At 41.5% G+C, this 11,485-nt stretch carries 7 protein-coding genes and 8 tRNA genes; 5 read left to right on the top strand and 10 right to left on the bottom strand.

Features of this window, described 5'->3' with window-relative positions; genetic code table 11:
• Window positions 1-965: 965 nt before the first annotated feature.
• The 6 genes from PSF16_RS01675 to PSF16_RS01650 form a co-directional block, all read right to left on the bottom strand.
• Window positions 966-1,041, bottom strand: a tRNA-Val gene (locus PSF16_RS01675).
• 23 nt (window positions 1,042-1,064) lie between these two features.
• Window positions 1,065-1,140, bottom strand: a tRNA-Lys gene (locus tag PSF16_RS01670).
• Between the two features lie 34 nt (window positions 1,141-1,174).
• Window positions 1,175-1,250: transfer RNA gene (locus PSF16_RS01665), tRNA-Lys, on the bottom strand.
• Between the two features lie 127 nt (window positions 1,251-1,377).
• Window positions 1,378-1,453, bottom strand: a tRNA-Val gene (locus PSF16_RS01660).
• 31 nt (window positions 1,454-1,484) lie between these two features.
• A tRNA-Val gene (locus tag PSF16_RS01655) sits at window positions 1,485-1,560 on the bottom strand.
• A gap of 27 nt (window positions 1,561-1,587) precedes the next feature.
• Window positions 1,588-1,663, bottom strand: a tRNA-Val gene (locus PSF16_RS01650).
• 472 nt (window positions 1,664-2,135) lie between these two features.
• Here PSF16_RS01650 and gltX point away from each other — a divergent pair.
• From gltX to PSF16_RS01630, 4 genes are all read left to right on the top strand, one after another.
• Window positions 2,136-3,557: a glutamate--tRNA ligase gene (gene gltX, locus PSF16_RS01645; RefSeq protein ID WP_006658600.1), complete on the top strand. Its 1,422-nt coding sequence runs from the start codon at window positions 2,136-2,138 to the stop codon at window positions 3,555-3,557.
• A 177-nt stretch (window positions 3,558-3,734) separates the two neighbouring features.
• Window positions 3,735-3,810: transfer RNA gene (locus tag PSF16_RS01640), tRNA-Ala, on the top strand.
• 59 nt (window positions 3,811-3,869) lie between these two features.
• A tRNA-Ala gene (locus PSF16_RS01635) sits at window positions 3,870-3,945 on the top strand.
• Between the two features lie 213 nt (window positions 3,946-4,158).
• Window positions 4,159-5,490, top strand: a complete 1,332-nt coding sequence (locus PSF16_RS01630) for a flavin monoamine oxidase family protein (protein ID WP_272688662.1) — start codon at window positions 4,159-4,161, stop codon at window positions 5,488-5,490.
• A gap of 22 nt (window positions 5,491-5,512) precedes the next feature.
• Here the strand turns inward: PSF16_RS01630 and PSF16_RS01625 are convergent, their stop codons facing one another.
• The 4 genes from PSF16_RS01625 to zipA all read right to left on the bottom strand — a co-directional run bounded on the left by PSF16_RS01625 (window position 5,513) and on the right by zipA (window position 10,406).
• The gene (locus PSF16_RS01625) at window positions 5,513-5,728 is read right to left on the bottom strand and encodes a DUF3820 family protein (protein ID WP_006658602.1); all 216 of its coding nucleotides are present in this window, start codon (window positions 5,726-5,728) and stop codon (window positions 5,513-5,515) included.
• Window positions 5,729-5,823: 95 nt separating this feature from the next.
• Window positions 5,824-7,008 carry a NupC/NupG family nucleoside CNT transporter gene (locus tag PSF16_RS01620; RefSeq protein WP_006658603.1) on the bottom strand — a complete coding sequence of 395 codons (1,185 nt, stop codon included), beginning with the start codon at window positions 7,006-7,008 and terminating at the stop codon, window positions 5,824-5,826.
• A gap of 242 nt (window positions 7,009-7,250) precedes the next feature.
• Entirely contained in the window at window positions 7,251-9,287 is a 2,037-nt protein-coding gene (gene ligA / locus PSF16_RS01615; protein WP_006658604.1) for an NAD-dependent DNA ligase LigA, read from the bottom strand.
• Window positions 9,288-9,332: 45 nt separating this feature from the next.
• A complete protein-coding gene (zipA, locus tag PSF16_RS01610) occupies window positions 9,333-10,406 on the bottom strand; it encodes a cell division protein ZipA (RefSeq protein WP_181480081.1) in 1,074 nt (357 codons plus the stop codon).
• 219 nt (window positions 10,407-10,625) lie between these two features.
• On the opposite strand from zipA, the gene cysZ reads away from it, so the two are divergent.
• Window positions 10,626-11,390: a sulfate transporter CysZ gene (gene cysZ, locus PSF16_RS01605; RefSeq protein WP_006661317.1), complete on the top strand. Its 765-nt coding sequence runs from the start codon at window positions 10,626-10,628 to the stop codon at window positions 11,388-11,390.
• Window positions 11,391-11,485: the final 95 nt, after the last annotated feature.

The following is an 11,485-nucleotide window of genomic DNA, read 5'->3' as shown; positions in this document are numbered from 1 at the left end:
GAAAAACCACTCCATGTGAACATTTTCTGTAAAAGAAAGTAAAAAATATATGTTTTACATATATAACTATTTTGCAACATAAGATATCAATCACTTACATTTTTGAACAGCATGCCGCAAATTAATTAATGCTATATTTTTAAAGTACCATAGTGAATGTAATGTACCGCCTTATTCAACATAACAAAACATTAACGTTAAGGAAGTCGAACATTCACTTTACTTGATGAGTATCACAAAAATATGAACTTTAATGATTATCGATAATCTTATTTTAATATTATTTATTCTCAAACATGATGAAATTATTGAAATTTAAGATTATCAAAATATGAGTAACTAGGATTATTCACTAATATACTACTTTACAGATATTCTTTATCTGCAAAAAAAGAAAATGTTTAATTGCAAACTTCCCTATTTAGATCTTAAGAATATTCTGAATAATTTATTTAAGCCAACATAGACTATCTGTATCGTATAGCACTATTTCATTTCTATCGTACCTTTTATAAACCTAATTCTTAATCATCAAAATTCATTTTCATACAAAAAATAGATATTATGATATACCCATTTTATCATGCATGAAATTTAACTTATGTAATTTTTATGATTTATTTTAGTTAACTATATACAAACCTAGAAGCAATCTGGTTCCTCGCTACGCAAGGAAAAACCTTGTTATCGAATTATTCGATAAATAACAGTATCTGCAATTCAGTAATTTATATGAATAATATAATAGTATATATAGATATCTATTGAGGCTTAATAGGAATAGCACGTGGCAAGTGAAATGACGATTTACGCAAGATAAATGATAATCATCATGAGAGGATGTGTTATTTTGTCTCGTTTGGTGTTTTATACTATAACCAAATGATTCAAAACATATCACAATACTTATTGATGAAAGACTAAGTAGGAAATAATAGGGATTTTTGACTCAAGAAAAGATGAAGTGGTGGGCGATAGCGGGCTCGAACCACTGACCCCCTCCTTGTAAGGGAGGTGCTCTACCAACTGAGCTAATCGCCCACTTCATGACGCTAATATTTTGATGGTGGGTCGTGCAGGATTCGAACCTGCGACCAATTGATTAAAAGTCAACTGCTCTACCAACTGAGCTAACGACCCATCGATACTGCTTTGAATTGTTTACTACTTTAGATGGTGGGTCGTGCAGGATTCGAACCTGCGACCAATTGATTAAAAGTCAACTGCTCTACCAACTGAGCTAACGACCCATCTTAAAACATTATTCTTGGTTCTTTACCCTTCGGATCGAACCTGCAACCATCTTGTTAACAGTTAACGATTCTACCAACTGAGCTAATGACCCATCTGAATTTTTTAATGCAAGAAAAGATGAAGTGGTGGGCGATAGCGGGCTCGAACCACTGACCCCCTCCTTGTAAGGGAGGTGCTCTACCAACTGAGCTAATCGCCCACTTCATAATAATTACATTGCCATAAATAATTGGTGGGCGATAGCGGGCTCGAACCACTGACCCCCTCCTTGTAAGGGAGGTGCTCTACCAACTGAGCTAATCGCCCAATCATTTATGTTGTCATCGTCGGCGGTGGTGGGCGATAGCGGGCTCGAACCACTGACCCCCTCCTTGTAAGGGAGGTGCTCTACCAACTGAGCTAATCGCCCCGTCGTCGATGGAGGTGCATTATAGGGATACTACATTCTGAGTCAACGGTTTTTGAATAGATTTTTTCTGTTCGTTGCAAAAATAATCAAGATGTTTTAATTATCACCTAACAAGTGCCCTTTTTAATCAATTATCTACAATATCTTACTAAATTTTCTTAGAAAAAAATCACCAAAAGCTATCCAGACTAAAAATCTTAGACACTATTTTTTCAATTTGATGATTTTCTTTATCTGTAAAGAGAGAAGCTGATTGAGGATTCATTATAGGATGATAGAATAGAGGGACATTTTAGCAATGCTTAATAAAATCAGGATGCAAGGTCAGCGCATGAAGTCATCCTTTCATGGATGCGCGTCTCCCTTTTAGCCCGTAATATAACAATCGTGTTCATTCCCTATTGTTGTGTTGCATAAAATCCGATGAATATAAGCGCACAAGAAACAACGTTTCGCAATTAAGGCAATCTCGATGAGTAAAATCAAAACCCGTTTTGCACCAAGCCCAACTGGCTACCTGCACGTTGGTGGTGCTCGTACCGCCCTGTATTCCTGGTTATTTAGTCGCCACAATCAGGGCGAATTTGTCCTGCGTATTGAAGACACCGACTTAGAGCGCTCAACCCAGGAAGCTATCGATGCCATTATGGACGGTATGAACTGGTTGAATTTAAATTGGGATGAAGGCCCTTACTACCAAACTAAACGTTTTGATCGCTACAATGCTGTGATCGACGAAATGCTAGAAGCTGGCACCGCTTACCGTTGCTACTGTTCTAAAGAGCGTTTAGAAGCATTACGCGAAGATCAAATGGCTAAGGGTGAAAAACCACGCTATGACGGTTGCTGCCGTGACCATGAACATAACCACACGGCGGCAGAGCCACATGTTGTCCGTTTCCGTAACCCACAAGATGGCTCTGTTATTTTCAATGATACCATTCGTGGACCAATTGAATTCAGTAACCAAGAACTGGATGATCTGATCATTCGCCGTACTGATGGCTCACCAACTTACAACTTCTGTGTTGTTATTGATGACTGGGATATGGAAATTACTCATGTCATTCGTGGTGAAGATCATATTAATAATACACCTCGTCAAATCAATATTCTGAAAGCATTGGGAGCACCAGTGCCTGAATATGCTCACGTTTCGATGATTCTAGGCGATGATGGCAAAAAACTCTCTAAACGCCATGGCGCAGTTAGCGTTATGCAATACCGTGATGACGGTTATCTGCCACAAGCACTACTAAACTATTTAGTTCGCTTAGGCTGGTCACACGGCGACCAAGAAATCTTCACGATTGAAGAGATGAAAGAATATTTCTCTCTTGATGCTATCAGCAAGTCAGCAAGTGCATTCAACACTGAAAAATTACAGTGGCTGAACCATCACTACATCAATACCCTGCCAGCTGAAGAAGTAGCAACCTACCTCGCATGGCATATCGAACAACAAAATATCGATACCAGCACAGGTCCACAATTAGTTGAATTAATCAAACTATTAGGTGAACGTTGCAAGACACTGAAAGAAATGGCGGAATCATGCCATTACTTCTATCAAGATTTTGACGAATTTGATGCTGATGCAGCGAAAAAACATTTACGTCCAGTCGCTCGTCAACCATTAGAAGTAGTGAAAGATAAACTCATCGCTATCTCAGATTGGACTGCGGAAAATGTTCATCAGGCAATCGAAGCAACAGCTGCTGAGTTAAACGTCGGTATGGGTAAAGTGGGTATGCCACTACGTGTTGCAGTGACAGGTGCGGGTCAATCCCCAGCTTTAGATGTTACCGTTCACGCTATTGGTCAAGCACGCTCCATTGCTCGCATTGAAAAAGCATTAGCGTATATCGCAGAACGCGAAGCATCTGCACAATAAGCCTCTCTATTTACTGCCTCTTAACTTCAGGGGCAGTTTTCTTTTTGCCTCCCCCTTCAAATGGGAATTGATTGCAAAATGTTCTATATTTCAGCAATTAAACCCGAAAAACATATTAATATATTGACACTCCAACCGAGCTTGAATATGATGCCTCCCGTCCAAAAGATTTTGTTTGGGGCTATAGCTCAGCTGGGAGAGCGCTTGCATGGCATGCAAGAGGTCAGCGGTTCGATCCCGCTTAGCTCCACCATCTAAAAACCAGTTTAGATGGTAGAATTTGAACAATAAATTCAACAAAACACTTCGTTCGGGGCTATAGCTCAGCTGGGAGAGCGCTTGCATGGCATGCAAGAGGTCAGCGGTTCGATCCCGCTTAGCTCCACCAAATCTCCCTTATTTCCCATTCTTATTTACTTAATTGTTCTTACCTACTTTCCTAAAAATAACACCTAAAATTTCACTTAACTCATTCAATCCTACTTATCTATCTGTTCACAACTAATTTACTCATATATAATTAACTTATAATTTTATTTAAATAAAATTATTCAGATGTGCAATCGCATATCGTTTGTTTTCCATTTCAACTAGGTGAGTTATGCCACACATAGATGCCGATATCATCGTGATAGGAGCTGGTGTTTCAGGTTTATCAGTCGCAAATCAGTTACAATCTCAACATAAAAAAGTCCTTATTTTAGAAGCTCGCAATCGCCTCGGTGGACGAATCCATACCCAAGAAATTGACAACCAATTTTATGATTTAGGCGCATCATGGATCCACGGGATCACCAATAATCCAATTAATGCGATTGCTCAGCAGCACCATATTCAAACTGTCGTTTTCAATTACCAAGATGCGATTTTCTATAAGAAAAATGGCTTGGTTTTATGTGAAGATGAAAAAGAGGCTTTTGAAGCAGGCCTTGATTATTTGATGAATCAGTTTGAAATCATGTCATCTCCTTGCCAATTTAATAATGCGGCAGAAGCGCTAACTAGCTGGCTTCAGAGCCCGGAGTTTCACCATTTGCTCACCGTACAACACCATGCGGATCAATCACTATTTGAGCAGCTTCAAGTGAGTTTACATGAATTTTTTGAGGTCATCGCAGAAGATCCCTGTGCATGTACGCTAGAGACCTTATCACCGCATTTTTTACAATTAGAAGGCTTTTGTGAAGGCGATGAAGTGATTTTCCCTCGAGGGTACTCACAAATCATCGAAACGCTATCTGATGGGCTAAATATTCGTCTTAACCATCCCGTTAAGCATATTGATTACCATGATAACCACGTTACCGTGACAACCCATGATGACCAACAATTTCATGCCACTAAAGTGGTTATTACTGTACCGCTTGGTGTCCTGAAGAAAGAAGCTATTCAATTCTCACCTGCACTACCTAATGTAACTCAAGATGCGATTAACCAACTTGGATTTGGTGTATTCAATAAACTATTTGTCACTTTTGAGCATGCATTTTGGCGTAAGGATTCACTCAATAATGTGAATAGTATGTATATCCATGAGTCTGATTACTGGCTCAATTTTATGGATGTAAGCACGATTTACCAAAAACCAACCCTACTCTTTCTATTTGGTGGATTGTCCGCAAAATGGCTTGAGGAGTGTGATGAGCAGACCGCATGGCATGAATTACAAGCATCACTCTGTAAAGTGTTTGATCATGTTCCCGCGCCAATACGTTTGATGAAAACCGAATGGGAAAAAGATATTTATGCGTATGGCTCATTTAGTTATCCTGCATCTAACTATTCAGCCAATCAAATCGCACAATTAAAACAGCCTATTGATAGTAAAATCTTCTTTGCGGGAGAGCATTTAGCACTATTAGGCGCAGGTACTGTGCATGGCGCTTACCAATCAGGTATAAAAACGGCTAATACAGTGATCAGCACACAATAATAGGCCATTAAGCCTCTACCCCTTATTGGCGTTTTAGAGGCTTAACAATGCTATCTAGCCCTTCAATCTTCAGCCCTAGTGTCATTTCCATCAGCTGTCCTAACCGCCCTGCCGGAAACTCCCCTTTTTTATAAAACCATAATAGGTATTCCTCTGGCAGATCAATCAGTATGCAACCTTTATATTTACCAAACGGCATCGATGTATTAGCTATATCAATTAAGTCTTGTTTTTCCATTCTTTCCTCATGCTTTATCGATAAAAAGCCTTAGACATAAAAAAACGGCATTCACTGAATGCCGTTTTTCACTGTAACACTTTTTATAGCGGTAACTACAGGATTAATCCAACCACTGCCGCAGATAAGAAGCTTACCAGTGTTGAGCCATACAGTAATTTCAGACCAAAACGTGCAACGGTATTTCCTTGTTTTTCATCTAACCCTTTAATCGCACCAGCAATAATACCGATAGAAGAGAAGTTAGCGAACGAAACTAAGAATACAGATAAAATACCAACAGAACGGTCTGATAAACCTGATGCCACTGCTTTTAAGCCATCCATTGCTACGAATTCGTTAGTGACCATCTTCACAGCCATGATGCCGCCAACTTGCAGTGCTTCATTAGCAGGAATACCTAACATCCAAGCAAATGGATAGAACACATAACCCAGCATGGTCTGGAAGCTCACGCCGAATATCGCGGAACAGATACCATTAACCATGGCAATCAGTGCAATAAAACCAATCAGCATCGCAGAAACGATAATCGCAACTTTAAACCCTGCAAGAATATATTCACCTAGCATTTCGAAGAAACTTTGACCTTCATGCAGACTACGCATTTGGATCTCTTTTTCCCCTTCAGGTGGGTACGGGTTGATCAGTGATAATACAACGAACGTACCAAACATGTTCAGCACCAGCGCTGCAACCACATATTTTGGATCCAACATCGTCATGTATGCGCCAACAATTGACATTGAAACGGTCGACATCGCCGTTGCTGCCATCGTGTACATTCTTCTTTCTGACATGCTGCTTAATTGGTCTTTATATGCAATAAAGTTTTCTGACTGACCCAGCAATAATGAGCTCACTGCGTTGAATGACTCAAGTTTACCCATACCGTTAACTTTCGATAACACCGTACCGATGATACGAATGACAAAAGGCAGTACTTTAATGTGTTGTAGAATACCAATCAGCGCTGAAATGAAGATGATTGGACACAGCACTTGCAGGAAGAAGAAGGCCAAGTTTCCTTCAATCATTCCACCGAAGATGAATTTAGTCCCTTCTGCTGCATAACCCAACAAGTGGGTAAAGACACCAGCAACAGCAAGAACGAAGGACTCACCAATACCTGATTTTAAGAACAAGTAAGCGAGCGCAATTTGAATAACGAGCAATTGAATAACGTAGCGTGGACGAATCCCTCTACGGTTACTACTCGCTAGAATCGCAAGTGCAGCGATAATAACTATGGATAAAATAAAGTGCAGGATCGAGGTCATATTTGACTCCAACAAAGTTACGAATCAGTCTATGCGCATATTCTATGTAATGGGCAACATTTAAATGAGATTAAAGTCACATTAATATGAAAACTGGCTCTACCATTTTTCCAAAAGTAACGACCAGATCACGTTTCACGAGTCACGTCCCAATAACAACAGGATAAATGTTAGCCAGAAAATAATAAATGCCATTATCCCCTTGGTTGATAATGGCATTGCGCATTAAATATAGGTCACGATTAGATATTCAGCAAACGAATTAACTCTTCTTCATCAATGACTTTTATGCCGAGTTCAGTAGCTTTTGCTAACTTAGACCCCGCCGCTTCACCCGCAATAACTAAGTCCGTTTTTTTCGACACACTACCTGCGACTTTCGCACCTAAAGCGACCAGTTTATCCTTGGCATCATCACGAGAAAGTGTTGACATCGAACCTGTCAGAACAACTGTTTTACCCGCAAATGGACTGTCAATTTCAGCACTATTAATGACTTTAACTTCTGGCCAATGGATATTCGCAATAGTCAGTAAATCATGAATAACTTGGCGATTATGTTCTTCACGGAAAAAATGCACGACATGCTTCGCAACCACTTCACCAATATCCTGTACAGTTTTCAGTGAATCTTCATCTGCTGCCATCACCGCATCTAACGACGCGTAATGTGCGGCGAGGTTTGCCGCAGTGGCTTCACCCACTTCACGGATCCCTAATGCATAGATGAAACGGGCGAGTGTAGTTTGTTTAGATTTCTCTAACGCATCAATCAGTTTTTGCGCGGATTTTGGTCCCATTCTTTCTAGACCCGTTAATTTACCCGCTGATAATTGGTAGAGCTGCGCCGCATTTGCGACATACTCTGCATCCACCAATTGCTCAATGATTTTATCTCCCATGCCATCCACATCCATTGCACGGCGAGAAACAAAGTGCTTCAGAGACTCTTTCAACTGCGCCCCGCAGGTTAACCCGCCTGTGCAGCGAGCTACCGCCTCCCCTTCTACACGCTCAATATCCGAATTACATACTGGGCAGTGTGTTGGAAATATGATTTCACGGCTATCCGCAGGGCGTTTGTCCATGACAACACTGACAATTTGTGGGATCACATCCCCTGCTCGACGGATTACGACCGTATCACCAATGCGAACACCTAAGCGATCTATCTCATCGGCATTATGAAGTGTCGCATTACTGACGACGACACCTGCAACTTGTACTGGCTCTAAACGCGCCACAGGTGTGATGGCTCCAGTGCGCCCAACTTGGAATTCAACATCCTTCAGCAATGTTATCTGTTCTTGGGCTGGAAATTTAAATGCCGTAGCCCAACGTGGCGCACGCGAGACAAACCCCAATTCCTCTTGGATTGCAATATCGTTCACTTTAATCACTACACCATCGATATCAAAACCGAGTGTTGGGCGAATTTTTTCAACATGATGATAAAAATCGAGAACTTGCTGGCAACCCACACGCAGTTGAACATGCTCACTGACTGGTAATCCCCAAGCTTTAAATTGCATTAACCGTTCATAATGGGTATCCGGAAGTGTTTTTCCTTCCACCAGCCCCACGCCATAGCAATAAAAGGTTAATGGACGTTTAGCCGTAATACGTGGATCTAACTGGCGAAGGGAACCTGCTGCCGCATTACGTGGGTTAGCGAAAATCTTACCATCCGTTTTACGTGCTTCTTCGTTCATCGCCTCAAAGCCTTTTTGAGGCATAAAAACTTCACCACGAATTTCAACACGCGCAGGAATATTATCCCCGCGTAAACGTAGCGGAATTGCTTTGATCGTGCGTACGTTGGCCGTGATATTTTCGCCAACCGTACCATCACCACGGGTTGCCGCTTGAACTAACTCACCATTTTCATACAGCAAACTGACAGCTAGACCATCTAATTTGAGTTCGCAGCAAAATGTTAATTCAGTGTGGTTATGCAGTCGGTCTTTCACGCGTTTATCAAATGCGAGATAGCTTTCTTCATCAAATACGTTATCTAAAGAAAGCATCGGAATTTCATGGCGAACAGTGTCAAATGCCGCTAAAGGTGCTGCCCCTACGCGCTGCGTTGGTGAGTCCGTTGTGATCAGCTCAGGATGTTCTGCTTCAAGCGCCTTGAGCTCTTGCATCAGTTTGTCATATTCCACATCGGGAATTTCAGGGGCATCCATAACATGATAGAGGTATTCGTGATGGCGCAATTGCTGTTTTAACGCGTCTATTTTTTGTGTGAGTGCGTCAGGATTTTTTTTCGTCGTCATGTTTCACCAATAGATATAAAAAACCCCCTAAGTCGGGGGTTTTAATTAACTTAATGTATTTCGAATTCTTGCATGATACACCTCTATTTTTTGAGGTGTCAGTATTTTTCGTTCATCATCCAATACAACACCGCCTGCATCTGATGCGATGCGCTGCGCGGCTTGAAGCATAAGTTTAAAGTTTTGGCTCGCCTCACCGTACGATGGCACCATCATAAAGATAGAGACACCCGGCGTCGTGAAATCAGCCATAGCTTCTGGATCAAATGAGCCTGGCTTCACCATATTCGCCAAACTAAAGAGGACTGGACCAGACCCCGCTGGGTGCACATGGCGGTGGAAAATATTCATGGCTCCAAATTGGAAACCTGCCTGAAGAATACTTTGCAACAAAGCTTCACCTTCAAGAACTTGACCATGATGTGCCGCAACGTGCAGTACCAGAACAATTTCTTTTTCGCTTGCAGAGGCGGCTTTCTCGGTCGATGCAGTCTCAGGCTCTTGTGCAACTTCAGCGTGAGAATGTGCAACTGACTGCGCCGTTTCCTGAGAAACTGGAGCTTGTGTTGCAGGCGATTGAGGTGCTCGCTCTTGAACGGGGGCAACAGAGGTTGCCGGCTCAGGATAAATTCTTACTGGCTCTGAAACATGCTCTTGAACATCAGCATCATCCGCAATATTAATCGTTAATTGCTCTGGTGCCTGACGATTATCGGCATGTGGAGCAAATACTGGCTCAGAAGCAACTGATTTAGCGACTTTAGGAGCAAGTTGCGGTGAGTGCTCTGCCGTTAAATTAAACTCAGGCTCTGCATCACGTTGCGTTGTATGAGATGGAGAAATATGAGGTTGAACAACGGGCTCAACACGCGGCTCTTCTTTCACCATATAGATAGGCTGATCGTCAACAGCGACCTTTTGTGTCGGTTGATTCTCAGTAAACAAAGCAGAATCATCATATTCAGATGAGTTTTCCTGCGTGTCATTCTTTCTACGTTTTACAGGTCTGTCGCGAAATAACTTAGAGCGCTCTTTACGGCTGGTCCATAAACCATGCAGTAATAAAGCGACAATCGCTATCGCACCTACGACCACTAATATTAGACGCAAATCCTGCATCGCTGCTATCTCTAGTTGATGAATAATGATGCCATCACGGCGGAAACTACCTTAAGATTATTTCTCAATTGCTCTAAGTGCAACCCTCAGAACGATTTTCTTACAAGAAAGAGAATATTCCGCTTTCATTTGCTGCTTTTTTATACAAAATTATCACTAGTCAGTGTAATTTCATACCTATATGATACATGCTCACCCGTAAAGGAGATAATAAGAAGTATGACCCAATCGACATTTTCGCCACAAAAAAATCACTCTGGATTTTATTACTTTTCCCAAGGGTGGCGACTAATCACTCGTCCTGGTATTAAACGTTTTGTACTTTTGCCTCTGTTAGCAAACATTCTGTTACTTGGTGGTGCTTTTTGGTGGTTATATAGCAAACTGGGTGGATGGATTGAGCAGGTCATGAGCTATATTCCTAGCTGGCTACAATGGCTTGACTATTTGATTTGGCCCGTCGCTGTCATTTCTATCTTACTGGTATTTAGCTATTTCTTTAGTACCATCGCCAATATTATTGCGGCGCCATTTAACGGCTGGTTATCCGAGCATTTAGAAGCTGAACTGACGGGTAAACCTGCTCCTGATACAGGTATGGCTGAACTACTAAAAGATGTGCCACGCATGATTAAACGTGAATTTGTGCGTATTGCTTACTATTTACCACGCGCTATCGTGCTATTGGTCCTGTTCTTTATCCCAGGGATTGGGCAAACTGTCGCCCCTGTTTTATGGTTCCTATTCGGCGCATGGATGATGTCCATTCAATATTGTGACTATCCTTTTGATAACCATCGCGTTGGATTCAATGACATGAAGCAAGCGCTCTCAAAAGACCGCGTGAATAATGTTCAATTTGGTGGTGCTGTCAGCTTACTCATGATGATTCCAATTCTGAACTTAGTGATCATGCCTGTTGCCGTCTGTGGAGCAACATTAATGTGGGTCGACCGCTATCGCGCTCGTTATGCTCGCTACTAATACTTTTTAGGGATATGCAGGTACCCCACCTGCATATCCCTACTGTCAACGCTTCTCACTATTCTGCTCTCCATCATACTTTCAATCTTGGTTAT

It is taken from the genome of Providencia sp. PROV033 (assembly GCF_028484855.1).
GTDB classification, from domain to species: Bacteria; Pseudomonadota; Gammaproteobacteria; order Enterobacterales; family Enterobacteriaceae; genus Providencia; species Providencia alcalifaciens.
Note: the sequence above shows the minus strand (reverse complement) of the source record. Positions and strands in the feature narration are given on the sequence as shown.